A 21,007-nucleotide genomic window follows, 5' to 3' on the forward strand; every position below is an offset into this window, starting at 1 on the left:
CGGCCGCCCCCGGGCTCCGGATAATGTTTACGGAAAGGCAGCAAGGACATACCGTCCCATAAAAGGCTGTACTTGGGGCTGGAACAGACTGTATTGTAAAGCCCTGCTGCCGTCCCCAGGAGCTGTATTCGGTTTTTGCTGCTCTTGGGCAGAGACCCCCACGGGCAAACTTCTTCGCACGTTGCAGAGAAATTACAGACAAAGAGTCTAAGGCGGCCTGACAGCCGCAGCCAAAAAGGTATTGATGCAACTTCCGGCAATTTTTGAGCGCGCGTGGGGGTCTCTTTCCAAGAAACTGCATTAAAGCAGAGAAGTTACTAACTCCACAGTCCAAAGTTCTCGTAACGTATTGATTTTATTGAATGCATAAATTCCAGGCCGTCATTCCGGCGCAAGCCGGAATCCAGTGTCTTTTTGATAAGTTAAATGTTCTGGATGCCGGTCGAAGATCCGGTACTTGCGGGGATCACGTCCGGCATGACGTGAGAACTTTGGACTCTAGTTACTAACCAAGGCTCAATTTCAATCTTTCAGACCCAAAAAACGCCGAATGACCGTAATGACCCGGCGGGTGAAGTGAGATGTCAGAGATCCGCCTTCGCAATGCGAAAACTATACTGAAGTGGGCGTTGGGAGTCAAGGTGGATGGCATCCCATGGCCCGGCACATCAAAGGATGTGTTTGTCGACGGAACCTGAGTTGGGAAGGATAATAATAAATAATGAATACTTGTATTTTTTGCTTGTCTCAGGTACAATAATAGGGTCAGAAATGAAAATTTCCTGCAGCCATTTCTCACGCTTCCTTCTTACTCCTGTCAGAGCAACCCAATTAAATAAAGGGAAATCATGAAATATAAAATCTCCGAACTCATCGACGTAGAGAAAAGCCAAAGGCTTCTCGACTGTTTTTGTGATGCGATGGGGATAGCGGCCGCGATTATCGATCTACAGGGCGACGTGGTTATCAGATCACGATGGCAAAAAATATGTACGGATTTTCACCGTGTAAACCAGGAGACCTTCAAGAAATGCGTTGAGAGCGACACACGGCTTGCCAATGAATTGCAGCAGGGAAAGAATTTCTCTATCTATCAATGCCGGAATGGGCTCACGGACGCTGCATCTCCGATCATCATTGAAGGAGAGCATGTGGCGAATGCCTTTGCCGGTCAGTTCTTTTTGAACCCCCCTGACCGGGAGTTTTTTCTCCGGCAGGCCGCTCAATACGGGTTTGATGAAAATGAATATCTGGAGGCGGTGTTCCAGGTCCCTGTTGTAAACGAGAGGTATCTCCCTGCCGTTCTGAACTTCCTTGCGACATTTGCTGAGATGGTAGCCTCTGTTGGCATGGAGCGGTTCAGGCACATGGAGGCGACAGAGGCGCTGAGAGAAAGCGAAACGAGGCTTCGGACCATCATCGAACACAGCAATGAACTTTTCTATATCCATGATACAGAATATACCCTCACGTATGTGAGCCGGACCGCAATGGATATCCTCGGGTATGACGCGGAAGAACTGAAGCAGAAATGGATACAATTGATCAAAGACAACCCCCTTAACAAGCAGATGAGTGCGTTTGTCCGAAAGGCGATCACAACAGGTGAAAGGCAGCCCCCGTATCTCTTGAGAATGAAGAAGAAGGACGGCACACCCATATTGCTCGAGATTGATGAATCCCCGGTGAAAGACGCAGCCGGAAGGGTTGTCGCAATCTCAGGCGCCGCCCGGGATGTGACCGGACAAAAAGAGATCGAACAGAGATTGCTGAAATCGGAAAAGGGGTTTCGCGACCTGTTCGATTCCATCTCCGACCTCATCTATACCCAGGACCTGAATGGCCGGTTCATCTCTGTCAACAAGGCCTTGAGCACGTTGTTTGGTTATGAACGAAATGAGGTGGTCGGAAGGCTTACAACGGATTTTATGAAGCCGGAGATGATGCCTTTTTTTGAAAGCCAATATCTGGAAGAGATCAAGACAAAGGGGTACCAGGAGGGAATCACCAGCTATTTTACGAAACACGGGGAAGAACTCTATGTCGAGTACCGGAGTTCCCTGGTCAAACCTGAAGACGGGGAGCCTTATATCAGCGGATCCGGGCGGGATGTGACAGAGAGGATATCGGCCAGGAGGGAAATCAAACGGCTTCAGAACCAGATACTTCACTCACAAAAGATGGAAGCCCTCGGTCTTATGGCAGGCGGCGTCGCCCACGACCTGAACAACATCCTGTCAGGTATCGTGAGCTATCCCGAGCTGCTCCTCATGGATCTGCCCCAGGAAAGTCCGTTCAGGAAACCGATAGAGACCATCAAAGAATCCGGCATGAGGGCCGCGGATGTGGTGGCGGACCTCCTGACCATCGCCAGGGGAGTGGCTACCGGGAAAGAGGTTCTCAATCTCAATGCGGTTATCAAGACCTATCTGAATTCCCTTGAATTCGAGAGGCTGGAGAAAACACACACATTTATCGATTTCAAGGTCGATCTGGCCCTGGCCCTCTTGAATATAAGGGGCTCTTCCGTACATATCGAGAAGAGCCTGATGAACCTCGTCATCAATGCCTGCGAGGCTATCCGCGGGAGAGGAACGGTCGCCATATCCACCGCAAACCGGTATCTGGATGAGCCCTTCAAGGGATATGAAGACGTGCGCAGGGGCGAATATGTGGTCCTCACCGTATCGGATAACGGTTCCGGAATATCGTCTGAGGACCTGCATCGGATTTTCGAGCCCTTTTATACCAAAAAGGTGATGGGAAGAAGCGGCACAGGCCTGGGTCTGGCCGTTGTGTGGAATACCCTGCAGGATCATAACGGATACATCAATATAACGAGCAACGACAGGGGATCAACCTTTGAACTCTACTTCCCTGTGGCCCGAGAGGATTTGGGACCTCAAGCAAAACAGACCGTTTTAGACGATTACCTCGGTCATGGAGAGAAGGTTCTGGTGATTGACGATGAAGAGAGGCAGAGGGAAATCGCCTGCGGCATGTTGAACAAATTGGGATATGTGGCCGACGCTGTTCCTGGCGGTGATGACGCGATCGAGTATCTGAAACAGTATCCCGTAGACATGATCCTTCTCGACATGGTCATGCCCAGAGGGATGGGCGGCAGGGAAACCTATGAAAAAATCATTACCATCCGGCCGGGCCAAAAAGCCATTATAGCGAGCGGGTATGCCAGGACCGAAGAAGTTGAGGCCGCCCAGAAACTGGGGGCGGGCCGGTATATAAAAAAACCCTATACCCTTGAAAAAATCGGAATAGCCATTAAAGAAGAATTACGGAAGCAGACAGGGTGAGATAACTGAGCGTTGTCTGGTGAAGGATTTGCAGCGTATGCCACAGATATTTCCGGAAGGCTGGAGCTGATGCAGCGTTTCGTCGAAAAATTTACCATCAAGGTCACAGATAGTGGGGTTCTTATGACGGACAGGGAAGGTAACTGCATCCGCCTGACCGCAGGGGAGGCGCTCATGCTGCTGGATATCCTTAGAAACGAAGAAGCCGCATTGAATAATATGGCCGAGAAGGCCTCCCCTCTTCCTCTACATATTCATATCTGAGTCGGGCGAAGAAACATGAAAGGCGGAACGATTGCCCGTATCAGGGGGATTCTCATCCTCATGCTTATTTTCATGGCCTGGCTACCCCCTTCCCAGTCCGGGAGGGCAGAGACCGTTGAGACCCGAGCCGGCCTCCCCTATGTGGTGAACATCCGCGGCGCTCCCGCAGAACCTCCTGATGTTGAAAGACTTCTTGGCGAGGTCTCCCAGACCGTTCAGAAAAAGAATGATTCTCCGCCGTCCAAGGCCCTGCTGCAACAGCGGGCCCAAGGCGATCTTCCGGAGATGCAGAAGGTCTTGCGGTCCTTCGGCTTTTTTCGTGGAAACGTGGCCATGGAGATCATACCCGCCGAATCCGGCTACGTGCCCGACCCCGATAACGTCCAGGGAGCACCTGGGTCTGTGCAGCCCCCGCCAAAACCGGTGACCGTTCTATTTCGCATCGATCCTGGTCCTCGATTTTCATTCTGGAAGCCGTCCATCTCCTTGGCCGAAGACGCCCCGGCAAAGGCCCTTTCCCCGCCGGGCCCGGCAGAGGCCGGCATCCTCGATAATGCGCCTTATGTCGCCGGAAAAGTGGTGGAAGCCGGAAACTTCATCCTCAACTACTACAGAATGAATGGGTATCCATTTCCGCAGATTGTCCATCGGGAGGTGGTGGCCGATTTTGCGGCAAACAGGGTGGAGGTCAGTTTCCGGGTGGCGCCGGGTCCCCATGCCCTGTTCGGAGAGACACGCGTCACGGGCCTTGAGCGGCTGGACCCCGCGTATGTGCGTGAGCTGATCCCCTGGAAGCCCGGGGACCCCTACGACAGCCGTCTCATCGACAAGGCCCGAAGGACCCTTTTTGACACCAATCTCTTCGGCATGGTTGAGTTCGATACCCCGGAAGAGGTCAATGAAACGGGCCGCCTGTCGATCACGCTCCGATTCAAGGAGCGCGCCCCGCGCACGATCCGCCTGGGGGTTGAATACACCACCGATTATGGGCCGGGGGTCAGCGGGACATGGACCCATCGGAACCTCTTCGGAATGGCCGAGAAAGTGACCACAGGGGCCATTTTCAACAGCAGGATCCGTACCGCCTTTGCCCAATTCGATAAACCGATGTTTCTGGACAGGGACAACACCTTTATCGCTCAAAGCGCATTTAACGACGAGACCACCGATGCCTATGACGCCAGGTCGGTGGATACATCGGTCATTCTGAAGCGGCAATTTACGAAGAACTTCTGGGCGGGCGGGGGTGTCGGTTTCCGCTATGGCCGGGTGAGGCAGGAAAGCAAGGATCCCTACACCTCTTACCACATGGCCTACCTTCCCCTCACGGCGACCCAAGATACCCGGGAGGATCTGCTCAACCCCACCCGCGGCTATGAACTCTCGCTCAGCATGGCCCCTTACCAGGATGTGGTAAATGGAGACACCCGGTTTTTTCGATATCTCCTGTCCGGAAGTACCTATTACAACTTCGATTCAGGGGACAAGGTGGTTGCTGCGGTCCGGACCGCCTTTGGCCAGGTCTTCGGCATCAGCCGCGATCAGATGCCCGCCGATCTCCGATTTTATGCAGGGGGTGGCGGTTCCGTCAGAGGCTACGCCTACCAGCTTGCCGGCCCTGTACAGGGGGATGTCCCTTTAGGCGGTCTATCCGTGCTGACCTTTTCACTGGAACTGCGGGTTAAACTCACCGATTCCATCGGACTGGTCCCCTTCCTGGACGGCGGCACGGCCTTCTTGGACAGGATCCCCGATTTTGACAGTCAGGACATCCTGTATGGGGCAGGCCTCGGTCTCAGATATTATACGGCTATCGGTCCGATCCGACTGGATGTGGCCGTGCCCCTCAACAAACGCAAAGGCGTCGACGACAGCTTCCAATTTTACGTAAGTATCGGGCAGTCGTTTTAATTATCAGACCCGTAACTCGGTGTAACCGTGTTGATTTTTAGATCTTTACCGACTAAAATTCTGACGTCATAACTCCGAATAATCTAACGTCATGGTCCCCAAGTTCCGCGTTCCCCACTCCGCGTTCCGCGTTCATGAAACCGGAGTTTGGCCGGGCTTCATCTCCTGAATATTGAGCAGATACAATATGCCTGAAAGCAACACAGACATGAAAAAACGTCCCCCGCGGGTGCGATGGCTGCGATGGCTCTTTCTGTCCGTTATCGGGGTGATCATCTTCATAGGTCTGGTCTGGGCCGGATTTCAGACCCGATGGGCCAAAGATCGTCTGGCCGGGCTGGTCGCCACTGCCACGGCCGGCACGGACGGCTACAGGGTGATCCTTCAGGGAGTGGACGGATGGCTCCCTTTTTCAATTCTAATCGACCGGGTAACCCTCTCGGACGAAAACGGGGAATGGCTGGAAGGACGGCAGGTGGATATCTCACTTAACTGGGCGCCCCTCCTCGCCGGAATATTGGATGTGGAGTGGTTTCGCATGGAAGGCCTTTCAATCTCCCGTCTCCCCGAAACCGTCGAAGCATTCTCTGAAAAGGAACCGGTCGACCAGGAGCCTCTCTCCTTCTCCCTCCCCCGAGTCAGGGTCCGTGAGATCCGTATCCCCCGCATCGATCTGGCCAAGGCGGTGGTTGGCGAACCTCTGTCCTACACCCTCCAGTCAAATGCCCGAACCGGCGACCGACAGATGGAGATCAGCGGCCTGCTCCAGAGTCTGGATCACCCGAACAACGCCCTGCGGCTGACGGCCGCATACGACCTTAACACCCGCCGGATCTCGACGGATCTGAGTTATCGCGAATCAACGGGCGGTCTGGTGACAGGGCTTATGGGACTGCCGGATGCCGCAGGGATCGTATTCCGGCTAAAGGCCGAGGGTCCCCTCTCCAAGGTTGAGGGAGATCTGGACCTGGAGATAGGCGGATACGGGAAGGCCGGCATGAAGGTGGAGGCAGGGATCGATGACCCGGTCACGCTGATCGTGGACGGACAGGTCCGGGCGGAGCATCGCATGGTGCCGGAAAAGGTGACAGCGGCTCTGGGAGGCCTGAGGTTAGACATCCGATGCCGCGCCGCAATTTCATCTGATAAGATGTTCCGCATAACCGCGTTCACGGCCAAGGCCCAGTCAACCGCCGTCTCGGTAGAAGGAACCGCAGACCTTGCCCGGGGTCTTATGAATCTGCAGGCAACGGTTTCGCCCGTGGATATCTCGCCGTTCCTTCAGGGGAGCGGCCTGGAGTATCGGGCCGTCGGTCCGGTGCATCTGACGGCAAAGGGGCCCTTCAGCCAACCGGAAGTCACTGCAGCGGTCCCCCTGGGGAGGCTCAGGATTCGGGACACGGCCCTGAAAGAGATAATTCTGGAGGCCCGGGCCGCTTTTGAAACAGATCACCGCGGTCTCAAGAAGAGCGGGGCTTCAATCACCATAGAGGAGGTGGAGTTCCCGCAAGTCCCTGCGCTTAGAGGCCCGCTTCGGGTGGACATCATCGCAGCAAGTCCGGATTTCAGAAAGTGGGATATTGAGAACCTTCAACTCACTGCGCCGGAAATCGCCTTGAGCGCCCGGGACGCCCGGATCGACACTATGAGCGGCGATTTCTCCGCCGACCTCCTCACCGAGTTGAATCGACTTGGTGCCCTGATGCCGCCGAAGGCCGGGGAGATAGACGGCCGATTGGTCATCCTCGCCAAGGCAGAGGGCAACATTACGACCCAACAGATCAAGGCCGATCTGAACATGGCCCTGACCCGTCTCTCAGGCCTTCCATCCATGGCTGCAGAGGTTGTGGGGCCGGAGCAGACGCTTAACGCCCATGCCTCGATGAAAGAAGGCATCCTTGCCCTGGAAGAGGCCCATATGACCGGAGGCCATACCGATCTGAAGGCAGACGGGCGGCTCAATATGGAGAAGGGAACCTTTGATGTCAACTACCATCTTCTTCTCAAGGATCTGTCCAAAATGGCCGGGACCATGGGGGTACGGCTTTCCGGAGAGGTGGAGACCCGAGGACGGATGTCAGGTGAATTCGAGGATTTTGCTGCCGACATGGCCCTTTCATCCGAAAGGCTTCAGGTGAACGACCTGATCCTGAAAGCGCTCCGTACGCAATTGAAGGCAGAAGGTCTCCCAGGGAAACCGTCCGGGTCATTTCGCGTGAACGGCGCGGCCCTGGATCAGCCGTTTCAACTAAGCGCCGGTTTTTCATGGTCAGACGAGACGCTCGCTCTTTCCGGGGCCAAGGCCGCCCTTCCGGGGATCGATCTATATGCGGATATCGGCATAACACCCGGGACAAGAAATTATACCGGGACGGCCGGAGGAACTATAAGGTCATTGGAACTTCTGGGTGCCATCGCCGGCATACCGGCAGAAGGGAGCGGCAATTTCCAACTTACGGCCGGTGACGCAGCCGCGACACTGAATGCGGACTTCAAAGATCTGCGTTACAAGGACCACGGAATCGCCTTGCTTCGGATCACGGCGCAGATGGACGATATGGCAACCCTTCGCGGCCGGATCAGCATGGAGGCGACGGATGCCGCGGTCAGAGATGCCCGGCTGGAGACCGTTAAACTGGACGTAAATGGAACCCTCGACAAGGCAGCGGCAACGTTGGAGGCCAAAGGCTCGGTCGGCAGTCCCGAGGTGGGGCGAGACGGTTCATCGGACGCCCCCCTCTCCCTCTTCGCCAGGCTCCACATGACCCATGAGGATATGTGGCGGTTTCGCCTGGAGAAGTTTGATGCCCTGTACAGGGAATTGGATGTCGCCCTTGCCCATCCGGCCATTGTTACCCTGCAGGACCAAAAACTTACCCTGGATGGCCTGCAGCTCCATACGGCAAAGGGCGATCTTCACGCCGGAGTGGCGCTCACCCCGGAGACGGTTCAGGCATTTGCGCGGATCACCGACCTGCCGCTCGCCATGTTGGCGCCTGTTATCGGCCTGGACCTGATCGGGACCGTTTCGGCAAAATGCGATATATCCGGCCCTTTGACCGATCCCGCGATGCATGGGGAGGCGCATATAAGGGACTACCGGATACCCCGTGGAGAGGGGAAGGCCCCGCTGCTCCTGAAGGCCGATCTCACGGTCGACCGCCGGGGAGACCGTCTTGAGGCGGACCTGACCCTTTCCGGTCTCGACAAGTCCCCGTTCATTGCCAGGGCAAGCCTGCCGGTGCGTCTTTCCCTCAAGCCCTTTGACTTTAAATTGGACACGACGGGCGACCTGGACGGCAGATTGCAGGGCCATCTGGATCTCGCAATATTTAGGGGATTGCCGATCATGGTCGATCAGACCCTCAGGGGGGAGATAGACGTGGACATCGGCCTGGGGGGCTCGGTGGAGAAGTGGGCATTGAACGGAGGCCTCACCATTCAGAACGGCCGCTTTGAAAACCCGGCGTCAGGCACTATCCTGGCCGATATCAACGGCCGTATCACTGCCGACGGCCGAAGCCTGCGATTGACCCGGCTGACGGCCATTGACGGAGAAAAGGGGACAGTGGCCCTTGAGGGCGGCATCACCACCGAGGCCCCTTTTCCCTTGGATGCCGATCTGACCTTCAACCAGGCAACCCTCCTGCGCAAAAAAATCCTGACGTCATCCGCCAGCGGGAAGGTGGATGTAAAGGGAACCCCCAAGCGCCTGGATCTGACCGGGAACATCGTTCTCGATCGCACGGAAGTGGCAATTCCCAAGAGACTGCCTCCCGACGTGGTGGAAATACCGGTCACCGAGATCAACCTCCCCCCAGGCATGTCCACAGGAGGGGCCGGGCCCCTTCCAGGTTCCAGTCTCCTGTTTATGGATCTTTCCCTCCAGATCCCGGCCAGGTTCTTTGTGCGGGGCCGCGGACTGGACGCTGAATTCCAGGGCCAATTGACGGCCCAGGGGCCTGCCTACGACCCTGTGATCCAGGGAACACTGCATGTGGTGCGCGGTACATTCCAGTTCCTGAGCCGCACCTTCCATATCACCCAAGGCCAGATAGTCTTTGAAGGCGCCACGCCGCCTAATCCGTTTCTGAACATCACCACTCAGGTGACTGCCGGACAGATCGACGCACGGGTGCGGGTTACCGGTCCGGCAGATGCCTTCAAGATGACCCTGACCTCCCAGCCCCCCCTGCCCCAGGACGAGATCATGGCAAACATCCTCTTCGGTCAATCCGTGGCAAAGCTGAATGCGTTTCAGGCCTATCAACTTGCCACCGCCATCAGTCAACTCTCGGGCGGAGATATGCCGGATATCGCGGGAAGGACGCGTAGTCTTCTCCATGTGGATCGTCTGAGCATCAGCGGGGGTGACGACACCAATAGATCCGACGGCGGACCCACAATATCGGCGGGGAAATACGTGAGTGAGGATGTCTATGTGGGCGTGGAGCAGGAACTTACCGACGCCAAACAGGATGTGATCGTGGAAGTGGACATTACCCCCAACTTTTCAGTGCAAAGCAAAGCAGGCACCCGTTCCGGTGCCGGGATCGGTTTCAACTGGAAATTTGATTACTGACATGAAGAAGATCCCTCTTGTTGCGGGATTTTCCAAGTGCGGCCGCCAATTTCCCTAAATCTTTGCCCAATTGGACCGGATAAGAAGAATATGGTATCATAGGGTATTGAAGAAATTCGGATTTGGAATCGCTTGGGGCCGGCTCAGCTCGTATTTTCATTCCAGGCCCTCGTTCCCAAGACCCATATAAATTTTTGCGGCGCGTTACATGAGACCCCTTTACCGGGGCTTTTGTCCATATTTTCAGAAGGGGCCGTTGAACCTTAACGGGAGGATCTCCATGGCTATTCCGAAGAGAAAACTCGGTAAGACAGGGGTTGAAGTCACCCTCCTGGGCCTCGGCGGAGAAGGGGTGCTCAGGACCTATGGGCATGAAAAGGAGTCCTATACGGTCATTCATCGGGCCCTCGATCTGGGGATCAATTACTTTGAATCAGCGCGCGCGTACTCCGGAAGCGAGTCTTACTACGGTCTGGCCCTCGGAGGGAGAAGAAGGGATATATTCCTCACCAGCAAGTCCCATGCGAGAGATAAGGCAGGGGCACTGCGTCATCTGCAGGAAACCCTGAAAAATATGAAAACGGATCATCTCGACCTGTGGCAGGTTCATGATGTAAGGACTGAAGCGGATATGGCCGGGATCTTCGGCCCGGGCGGCGCCATCGAGGCCTTCGCAGCCGCAAAAGAGACCGGTTTGACACGATTCGTGGGGGTGACCGGTCACCACGATCCAATCATTTTGCGGCGCTGTATAGAGATGTATGACTTTGATACGGTCTTGCTTCCGGTAAATCCGGCGGAACCCGCTTCTTCCAGTTTTATGGATATCGTGATGCCCGTCGCCCAGGAGAAGGGAATGGGCATTATCGGGATGAAGGTCTATTTCAGAGGGATGGCCGCAAAGGTTCCGGAATTCCTGAGCATGGAACCCTTTTTCCGTTACGCCCTCTCATGGCCTGTCAGCACTGTGGTCATTGGTTGCGATACCCCCCAACAGATGGAAGAAAATGTGAATTTCGCAAGAACGTTTCAGCCGATGCCTCCGGAAGAGATGACGGACCTGGTGGACCGCATCGCACCTTACGCAAAACAACTGATGTACTACAAACCTTGAGGACGCGGCGGATGGATCGCCTGTGGCAATGACACATTCTTTAATCCCTGCTGACATGCCAACCAATCCTCCTCCGTAGACCGCGTCCTCCGGGCAACCCAGGGTTCCCCAGCAGAGCGTCCGGGCCCTGGTCGAACAGGGAATTGATCAAAAGGCGTCTCACCTCAGCCTGGGCCGTCCCCACCTCATCTCCTCTCTTTTCAACCGGGTCCACCCTCTATCCTGAAAGCACCTTTCCCACGGGGAATCTGCCGCTCAGCGGCTGGAGAAAATTCATAAAACCGCTTATTTGATAGACTTCCTCTACCCTTTTTGATATGGCATATGCGCATCGGAAACGGGTTTTGATTCGTAGGCTTCCTCGTTGAAAACCGGCGGTTGGGTTCGCGTTGGGGTTGACCGCATACGGAGATAAGAATGCAATTGGGAAATATCATACTTCAGTCGGCAGGATCCCTGGCAATGGCGGTCTTGGCCCTGCTCATGTTGATCGTTCAGGCTGCATTTTTTTTAAGGAAACCTCGATTCTCATGGTACGCCTGGGGTGCGGCCATCTCGTTTTCGGCCATGCTCTATGCCATCGGCATCTTTTTTGAGTATAATGCACCGCCCGGCCCTCTCAACCGATCTGCAGGTCTTTTGGAGTACACCGCCATTATCTGTCTGATCCAGTGCATGTACGGCTTCACTTTTTCCTATCTCGGAATTAAAAGCAAGCGATATCATCCCATAGCCGGCATCTGCCACGCCCTCATTCTCCTGCTCTTGTGGTCCACGGATTATATTGTTGCCGACCGTTTCGTCACCCGGGACTTTATCGGATTGGAAACCCCCTATATTGAACCGGCCCTGGGACCTCTCGGCCCGGTGTTTGTGCTTTATGCGGTCTTGGCCAGCATCATGGCCATCGCCCTCTGGGTGAGACGCAAAGGAAGCAATCCGAGATACCGGAAGGCCTATCTGGCGGGGATGGGCTTCTGGATCGTTCTGGGGGCCCATGACGGCCTGGCTTCGCTGGGGGTTCCAAGCCTTCAATACTTCATGGAGTATGGATTCATGGGGTTCTCTATGGCCGTTTTGTGGGTCGTCTTCGACGACTTTTTAGAGGCAACGGCGGAAGATAAATACCGTGTGATTACGGAATCTGCAAACGATTGTATCCTGGTGATCCAGGATGGGAAAATGGTTTTCGGGAATCCCGCGTGTATGAATGTCTTGGGCCAATCTCTAAACAATGCGGCGGCCAGGGATTTTGTTGATATTGTGGTCCCTGAAGACAGAAAACAGGTCCTGGAAAACTGTCGGAGGCTCCTCAGCGGCGGCAATGCCCTTGACCCGTATACGGTGCGGGTAGTTAAAGGAAACGGCGAAGAGGGCTTCGTAGAAATAAATGCAAGCATGATTACCTACCGAAAAAGGCCCGCTGTCCTTGCCATCATGCGCGATATGACCGAACGAAGGCGTGAAGAAGCGACACGGCTCGAAAATGAAAAGAAGATAGCCAGATTAAAGAAGACGGAATCCCTCGGTCTTCTGGCCGGCGGTGTTGCCCATGACTTGAACAATGTCCTCTTCGGGGTTGTAGGCTATCCCGGAATAATTCTATCCAAACTTCCTCAAGACAGCCAACTCATCGGCCCCATCAAGGCGATCGAGACATCCGGCAAGATGGCAGCGGCCATTGTCCAGGACCTGTTATCCGTGACCAGGGGTGTGGCCATGCCCCAAGAGACCATGAGCCTGAATGACGTGATCAACGAATACCTGGAATCCCCGGAGCACAGCAAACTCTTGGAGTTTCACCCATCCATTACGGTCGATACCCACCTGGATGTTGATTTGTTCAATATCAGGGGTTCTCAGTCCCACGTCAGGAGTGTCGTTATGAACCTGGTGTCCAATGCCTCGGAGGCGATTGAGGAGAGTGGGCATGTGACCCTATCGACATCCAACCGGTATGTGGACAAACCCGTAGGGAATTATGACACTATCGAAAGCGGCGAATATGTGGTCCTTGAGGTTTCCGATGATGGCACGGGGATTCCGCCAGGTGATCTTGAACAGATTTTTGAGCCTTTCTTTACCAAAAAGGTCATGGGTCGCAGCGGGACCGGTTTGGGCTTGGCGCTCGTATGGAATGTCATCCATGACCACGATGGATATATCGATGTACAAAGTGACGACAGCGGCACCACGTTCACACTCTATTTTCCCATAACCCGCGAGGAATTGCCGGACAATGGATTGTCCCTGCCCATTAAGGACTTATCCGGAGACGGCGAGTCGATCCTGGTGGTGGATGATGTGAAAAGCCAAAGGGAAATACTCTGCAGTATGCTGAAGGATTTTCACTATCGCCCGAAAGCGGTTTCCAGCGGGGAAGAGGCGATTGAGTATCTAAAAGAGAATTCCGCAGACCTGGTATTGCTGGATATGATTATGGACCCGGGAATGAATGGACGCCAGACATACGAGAAAATCATCGCGCTTCACCCCGGCCAGAATGCCGTCATTATAAGTGGCTACACCCAAACAGAGGATGTGAAGGAAACCCAGAGAATGGGCGCAGGTCCATACCTGAAAAAACCCGTGACCCTGGAAAAGTTCGGGCTGACGGTGAAAGAAGCGTTGATTCGGGCCCGGTCAGGGCAAGCGGAAAACGGACCTGCATGAAGATGAACCGCCTGCGGGGACCAAAAAAGATGTGGATCTCGCTGTGACCCGGTTGCAGGGTCTCGAGAGCGAAGACGCGTGTCGTGTATTTTGTGAACAGGCCACCCAAGGAGATACACATCGTATTTATGATCGCGGCCTCACGTCGCGGTTCCGCACACTGATCTCCAATGCCTGCCCTGGAATTTCCCCGTTAGTGTATGTTCTGAGGTTCAACCCTTCGCCTTTCCCTAATGTACGGAGAATTGGAAGGCCCGGAGTCAGGCCGTGACAACGGATCACCTTCTGCGAGAGAGACAATGAACGACTGGTGTGATCAACAGGATTCTGTTCCTGACGGGGATCGGATTTATCGCTGCTCCAAATGCGGCAAGCGGCTTCATCCCCGCCAGATATTCGGAAGCGATGGAGAGCCTGCAGGGTGGAGACTGCCGCCCCACAAGAAGAAGGGGCACAAGCTCAAGGCAATAAAAGAGCGTCAGAGCAAAAGACGGAAGGAAAAGACACTGGGCCGGCGTCGTTCTCAGTAAACTTCAATATGAGGCATTAACGTCCTCTATCTGCTGATTTTATGCCATTTTTACCCACTACAAAAAACGAACTGCGTAATCTCGGATGGGATCGGCTTGATGTCATTCTTGTCTCAGGCGACAGCTATATTGATTCTCCCTACATGGGCACGGCTGTCATGGGCCGGGTCCTTTCAGACGCCGGATTCAGGGTCGGAATCATCGCCCAGCCTGACGTCTCGTCAGGAAAAGACATCACCCGTCTCGGATTGCCGAGGCTTTTCTGGGGGGTTACCGCCGGGGCCGTCGATTCCATGGTGGCCAACTATACGGCCACGGGAAAACCGAGACAATCGGACGACTATACGCCCGGGGGAATCAACAACCGGAGACCGGACAGGGCGGTGATCGTTTACACAAATCTCATCAAGCGGCACTTCAAGGGGAGCCGCATCCCCATCGTCCTGGGAGGGATTGAGGCGAGCCTGAGACGGATAAGCCATTATGATTTTACGTCGGATAGCATCAGGAGGTCCATACTCTTTGATTCAAAGGCCGACCTCCTTGTTTACGGGATGGGAGAGAAGAGTGCCGTCGGCCTGGCAAGGGCAATGGATGCCGGCACAGATTACCGGGACATCCGGGGCATATGCTATATCTCCGGGAAGAAACCCGATGAGTATATAGAACTCCCTTCATACGAGAACGTCCTGAAGGATAAACAAAAATTTATTGAGTGCTTTCATACTTTTTATCGCAATATTGATCCGGTAAGCGCGAGGGGGCTTGTTCAGAGGCATCAAAACAGGTACCTTGTCCATAATCCACCGTCTCACATACTGTCGGAGAGGGAACTGGACAGGATATACGAACTCGATTTTGAAAGAGACCTTCACCCCTTTTATAAAAAAGGCGGTGACGTCAGGGCCCTGGATACCATCAGGTTTTCCATCCCCACACACAGAGGATGTTACGGAGAATGTAACTTCTGCGCCATCGCGGTTCACGAGGGAAGGACGGTCCAGTCACGGAGCATCGGGTCGATTGTAAGAGCGGCTGAACAGATCGCCGGATTGCCGGATTTCAAGGGATACATCTCGGATGTGGGCGGTCCCACCGCCAACATGTACGGGTTTGAGTGCAGAAAAAAACGTGAAAAGGGAAGCTGTACTGACAGGAGGTGCCTGTTTCCGGAGATCTGTCCGAATCTCAGGCCCGACCATAGCAGGCAGATCGAGCTGTTAACCAGACTCCGGCAGATGGACGGCATAAAAAAGGTCTTTGTCGCCTCAGGCCTCAGGTACGATCTCTTGTTTAATGATAAAAGGCATTGTATAAAGTACCTTGAAGAGATTGTGTCGCATCATGTATCGGGCCAGATGAAAGTGGCCCCCGAACACACCCAAAAAAAAGTGCTTGACGCAATGGGAAAACCGGATGCGGATTCGCTTCTTGAACTCAAGACGATCTTTGACCGCTTGTCCACATCAGTTTCAAAAAAGCAATTCCTGACCTATTATCTGATGGCGGCACACCCGGGATGCACCCTTGATGATATGCGGAAACTGAAGTCCTTTGCGAATATAAAGCTTCGGATCACGCCCGAGCAGATACAGATATTCACCCCGACCCCTTCGACCTATTCAACGCTCATGTACCATACGGGATTGAATCCTTTTACCGGAGAAGAGATCTTTGTGGAAAAAACCCTCAGGGGTAAGGAGAAACAAAAATCGGTTATTAGAGGGGAGCGCTGAGAACATGAAACCTCGGGACTCCGCCCCGATTCCAGCTCAGCAGCAAGAGGTCTGTTGCCGAAAGATATCCGATTACCCCGCCTTGGCGTGGTAGAATTCAGAGACATTAAACCTTGGAGGACCAAAATCTAATGGGTCAAGAACCAAACAAGATCATATATTCCATGATTCAGGTCAGCAAGTACTATGACAAAAAGCCGGTCTTAAAGGATATCTCCATCTCCTTCTTTTATGGGGCGAAAATCGGCGTCCTGGGCCTTAATGGATCAGGGAAGAGCACGCTTCTGCGGATTTTCGCAGGTATTGACAAGGAATTCAATGGGCAAACTACCATTTCACCCGGCCTGACCGTCGGCCTTCTCGAACAGGAACCGGGACTGGACGACAGGAAAACCGTTCGGGATATCGTGGAAGAGGGCGTGAAGGAAACCGTTGCGCTACTCGATGAATTTAATCAAATCAACGAGCAGTTCGCCAATCCGATGTCAGACGATGAGATGAACCGGTTGATCGAACGGCAGGGAGAAGTACAGGAAAAGATTGATGCCCTGGAGGCATGGGATCTGGATTCACAGCTGGATATGGCCATGGATGCCCTCCGCTGCCCCCCTGGGGAAACCCCTGTGAACGTGCTTTCAGGAGGGGAGAGACGGCGTGTGGCATTGTGCAGACTCCTGCTTCAGAAACCGGATACCCTTCTTCTTGACGAGCCCACCAATCATCTCGATACAGAGTCTGTTGCCTGGCTGGAGCAGCATCTCCACCGCTATGCAGGTACTGTAATAGCGGTGACCCATGACCGCTATTTCCTCGACAATGTGGCGGGCTGGATCCTGGAGCTGGACCGGGGTGAGGGGATCCCCTGGAAAGGAAATTACTCTTCCTGGCTGGAGCAGAAACAAAAACGGCTGCAGATGGAGGAGAAGGGGGAAAGCAAACGCCGGAAAACCCTTGAAAGGGAGCTGGAGTGGATCCGAATGTCTCCCAAGGGAAGACATGCAAAGGCAAAGGCCAGAATCAGCGCGTATGAGTCCCTGTTAAGCCAGGAAAACGAAAAACAGGAGAGGTACCTGGAAATCTATATTCCGCCCGGTCCCCGCCTGGGAGACCTGGTCATCGAGGCATCCAAGGTCAGCAAGGCCTACAACGACCGGCTCCTCATGGAGAACCTCACCTTCTCCATTCCCTCCGGCGCCATCGCAGGCGTCATCGGCCCCAACGGTGCAGGGAAAACCACCCTTTTTCGGATGATTACCGGGCAAGAGCAGGCCACCTCAGGAGAATTCAGGATCGGCAACACAGTCAAACTGGCCTATGTGGATCAGAGCCGCGATGCCCTTTCCCCTGATAAATCGGTATGGGAGGTTATTTCGGACGGGCAGGACACCATATCTCTCGGCAACAGGGAGGTGAATTCCCGGGCCTATGCCGCCAGGTTCAATTTTTTGGGGAGTGATCAGCAAAAAAAGGTGGGAAACCTTTCGGGAGGAGAGCGGAACCGCGTGCATCTCGCCCGGATACTGAAGGAAGGGGCCAATGTCCTGCTGCTGGACGAGCCGACCAATGATCTCGATGTGAATACATTGCGGGCTCTGGAGGTGGCCCTTGAGAACTTCGGGGGGTGTGCCGTGGTCATCAGTCACGACCGCTGGTTTCTCGACAGGATTGCGACACACATCCTCGCCTTTGAGGGGGACAGTAAGGTGATCTGGTTTGACGGCAATTACACGGAGTACGAAGCGGATAAAAAGGCAAGGCTCGGCGAGGCCGCGGCACAGCCCCATCGCATCAAATACCGCAGGCTGACACGGGGGGCAACGGCAGAATAGTCCCCGCACAAATTGATTGAATCGGAAAAGCAATCCCCAGATGCCGAAGTCTTTCCCATGGGCGCTGTTTCTGTCGGCATCCGGCTGGCGGCGTCATGATAAATCAAAGCAGTATTTCTCCGGGGCTTCGTGTCTCTGTGTGAGGTATTGACGTACAGCATGAACTATGAAGGTCCCATATATCGGCCCCCGAGCGAGGCGGACAGTCTGTTGATCCAGGCCACGGTGGGCTGCCCTCACAACAAGTGCGCTTTTTGCATGGTTTACAAAAAAGGTCCTCCATATAGGGTGCGCCCGGTAGGCGATATCAGGCGGGACCTTGACGAGACGCGGAGGGATTATGGGCCGGGCGTTAGGACAATCTTTTTCCCCGCAGGCAATACCATTGCCATGCCCACGGACGATCTGGCCGCCATCTGCGCCCATGCCCGTGCCATATTTCCCCATCTCGATCGAATTACCGTTTATGGGTCATCCCAATATATCCACAATAAAGGCCCGGCGGATCTCAATACATTGAAGCGTGCCGGTCTGACGCGCATCCATGTGGGACTTGAGAGCGGGGATGATACAGTCCTTAAAAGGATTAAAAAGGGAACCCATGCCCGGGAGCAGATCGAGGCCGGGCAATGGGTAAAGGCGGCAGGGATCGAGCTGAGTGAATATGTCATGATCGGCATCGGCGGAAAGGAGCGTACCCATGAGCACGCCGTGAATACCGCAAAGGCGCTCAACGCCGTCAATCCCGATTTCATCCGAATCCGCACCTTTCTCCCGAAGATCGACACCCTCCTCCTGCACCAGATCCGAAAAGGTCGCTTCCAGGTCCTCTCCCCTCACGAGGCCCTGGGGGAAACAGGAGAAATCATACGAAACCTGGAGGTAACCTCCCGGATCGCCAGCGACCATTACACCAACTATGTGGACGTCCATGGAACCATGCCCCGGGATAAGGATAAGATGCTGACTGCCGTTATAAATGCTCTTCAAATGGGTGAGGAGATGTTTAGACCGGTATATGTGGGGACCCAGTGATGAGAAGATCCGGGACTGGTGACACACGGTATTCCTGTGGGCTGAAGCAGAAGATAAAAGGTATTCTGTGGGGGTGAACGTACAGACCGGGGGATAGGTCGACATGGTAAAGATCTCAACGCAGGTCCTCAAAAGCGGAAAGATTTTCTCATGGGAGAACATCAGTATCCGTTCACGCCCAAGTCGTATCAGAGACGCGAACCCTAAGGGTTTATGATCAATAACCCTGTTGAACCATTAAAAAAGAATTCAAGGTCCTTGACTAATTTGCAGAACCCCATCACATTATGGGATAATACACCTGCGATCCAATTTTTCAGTTCGCTGGTTGAGGCATGTGAGAGGGCATTTTTTACAAGGGGATGTGTGTGAAAGGAGGACATATGCATGCAAAAACGGAGGTCCTGATATCGTGTGTGTTTTTGCTATTCGCCGCAGACATTTGGGCAGGAGAAACCCCGATCAGCGAGGATACCCGGGCCTGTCTGGAATGCCATGCCATGGTCCATCCTGGAAGGCTGGAGGACTGGAAAAGGGGCCGCATGGCCACGATCACCCCGGCTGAAGCAATGAAGAAACCCGAGGCCCAACGGCGGGTGTCTTATGACAATATTCCGGAATCGCTAAATAATGTCGTAGTTGGCTGCGCTGAATGCCATACGCTCAATTCAAAGAAACATGCCGACAGTTTCGATCACAATGGGTATCAGGTTCATGTGGTGGTGACCCCGGAGGACTGCGCCATATGTCATCCTGTGGAAAGGGAGGAATACGATCGCAATCTGATGGCCCATGCCCGCGGCAACCTCAAGCATAATGCAGTCTACAAGGCCCTGGTCGATTCGGTGAATGATCTTCAATCATTCTCCAAGGGGACCGTATCCTACGGCCCTGCAAATGATGCCACAGAGGCAGACTCCTGTTTCTTTTGCCACGGCACCCACGTGAAGCGGCAGGGGACCATGGAGAAGGATACGGATTTCGGCGAGATGTCCTTTCCCATCCTCTCCGGCTGGCCCAACCAGGGGGTGGGAAGGGTTAATCCGGATGGATCAAAGGGGGCCTGCACCGCCTGTCACCCGAGGCACGGGTTCAGCGTGGCTGTGGCCAGAAAGCCCTATACCTGTTCTGAATGCCATAAAGGTCCGGATGTTCCGGCCTATCCGATCTACTCCGTCAGCAAGCACGGCAATATCTTTTCATCGAAAGGGCAGTCATCCTCCTGGAATTTTGATGCAGTCCCCTGGACCGTGGGCAAGGACTTTACTGCGCCCACCTGTGCCGTCTGCCATGTGAGCCTCCTGGTGTCAAAGGATGGATCGTCAGTGGCCAAGCGAACCCATCAGATGAACGATCGTCTTTACAAGCGCCTGTTCGGATTGATCTATGCGCACCCCCATCCGGTATCGCCCGATACCACCATCATTCGAAACAAGGCCGGACTTCCCCTCCCGACAGAGCTGACCGGTGAACCTGCACCCGGATATCTTATTGACACGGAAGAAGCGCAGCAACGGAAAGAGGCCATGCAACAGGTCTGCCTTGCCTGTCACAGCAACGGGTGGGTCCAGGGTCATTTTGACCGGCTTGAAAACACCATTCAGACGGCCGACGCCATGACCCTGACGGCCACTCAGATCCTGCTCTCCGCCTGGGACGGAGGGATTGCCCGGGGACCCGCACAGAAGGACAGCATGTTCAACGAGACCATCGAAAAGATGTGGGTGGAGCAGTGGCTCTTCTATGCCAATTCCACCCGCCTCGCCTCGGCCATGGCAGGCGCCGATTACGGGGTCTTTGCCAATGGGCGCTGGTATCTTTCCAAGAATATCCGGACCATGCTGGATTGGACCCGGTTTCTTAAGCGCAAATAGAATAAACCTGGAATTCCGATATAAGGATTAAAAATTTTTTAATTTTTTTTCAAAAAAGCCCATTTTCTTGATTTTACGTCCAGTTTTCCCATTGCGATGAGAAGGGGCCTGAGAGTGCGCAGGACGCACGGTAGTCCACGATCCG

The 21,007-nt window shown here is 54.2% G+C and carries 11 protein-coding genes and 1 pseudogene; all 12 read left to right on the forward strand.

The annotated features are described in order from the left end of the window. The first annotated feature begins 427 nt into the window (after positions 1–427). The 12 genes and pseudogenes from K9N21_22335 to K9N21_22390 all read left to right on the forward strand — a co-directional run bounded on the left by K9N21_22335 (position 428) and on the right by K9N21_22390 (position 20,862). A pseudogene (locus tag K9N21_22335) lies at positions 428–481 on the forward strand (hypothetical protein). 367 nt (positions 482–848) lie between these two features. Next, positions 849–3,314, forward strand: coding sequence for a PAS domain S-box protein (locus K9N21_22340; GenBank protein MCF8146656.1), 2,466 nt, complete (start codon positions 849–851; stop codon positions 3,312–3,314). A 12-nt stretch (positions 3,315–3,326) separates the two neighbouring features. Beyond that, complete coding sequence (locus K9N21_22345; GenBank protein MCF8146657.1) at positions 3,327–3,578, forward strand: hypothetical protein; 252 nt, start codon at positions 3,327–3,329, stop codon at positions 3,576–3,578. A gap of 15 nt (positions 3,579–3,593) precedes the next feature. Beyond that, positions 3,594–5,489 carry an autotransporter assembly complex protein TamA gene (locus K9N21_22350; protein MCF8146658.1) on the forward strand — a complete coding sequence of 632 codons (1,896 nt, stop codon included), beginning with the start codon at positions 3,594–3,596 and terminating at the stop codon, positions 5,487–5,489. Between the two features lie 187 nt (positions 5,490–5,676). After that, complete coding sequence (locus tag K9N21_22355; GenBank protein MCF8146659.1) at positions 5,677–10,071, forward strand: translocation/assembly module TamB domain-containing protein; 4,395 nt, start codon at positions 5,677–5,679, stop codon at positions 10,069–10,071. A gap of 280 nt (positions 10,072–10,351) precedes the next feature. After that, a complete protein-coding gene (locus K9N21_22360) occupies positions 10,352–11,185 on the forward strand; it encodes an aldo/keto reductase (protein MCF8146660.1) in 834 nt (277 codons plus the stop codon). 417 nt (positions 11,186–11,602) lie between these two features. Then, the gene (locus K9N21_22365; GenBank protein MCF8146661.1) at positions 11,603–13,858 is read left to right on the forward strand and encodes a response regulator; all 2,256 of its coding nucleotides are present in this window, start codon (positions 11,603–11,605) and stop codon (positions 13,856–13,858) included. A gap of 299 nt (positions 13,859–14,157) precedes the next feature. Continuing rightward, the gene (locus K9N21_22370; protein ID MCF8146662.1) at positions 14,158–14,388 is read left to right on the forward strand and encodes a hypothetical protein; all 231 of its coding nucleotides are present in this window, start codon (positions 14,158–14,160) and stop codon (positions 14,386–14,388) included. A gap of 41 nt (positions 14,389–14,429) precedes the next feature. Beyond that, entirely contained in the window at positions 14,430–16,124 is a 1,695-nt protein-coding gene (locus K9N21_22375) for a YgiQ family radical SAM protein (GenBank protein MCF8146663.1), read from the forward strand. A gap of 131 nt (positions 16,125–16,255) precedes the next feature. Beyond that, positions 16,256–17,953 (forward strand): energy-dependent translational throttle protein EttA, encoded by a 1,698-nt coding sequence (gene ettA / locus K9N21_22380; protein ID MCF8146664.1) that lies wholly within the window; start codon positions 16,256–16,258, stop codon positions 17,951–17,953. Positions 17,954–18,112: 159 nt separating this feature from the next. Beyond that, positions 18,113–18,988 carry a radical SAM protein gene (locus tag K9N21_22385; protein MCF8146665.1) on the forward strand — a complete coding sequence of 292 codons (876 nt, stop codon included), beginning with the start codon at positions 18,113–18,115 and terminating at the stop codon, positions 18,986–18,988. A gap of 362 nt (positions 18,989–19,350) precedes the next feature. Then, entirely contained in the window at positions 19,351–20,862 is a 1,512-nt protein-coding gene (locus tag K9N21_22390; protein MCF8146666.1) for a hydroxylamine oxidase, read from the forward strand. Positions 20,863–21,007: the final 145 nt, after the last annotated feature.

The organism is Deltaproteobacteria bacterium (assembly GCA_021737785.1).
Lineage (GTDB): Bacteria > Desulfobacterota > DSM-4660 > Desulfatiglandales > Desulfatiglandaceae > AUK324.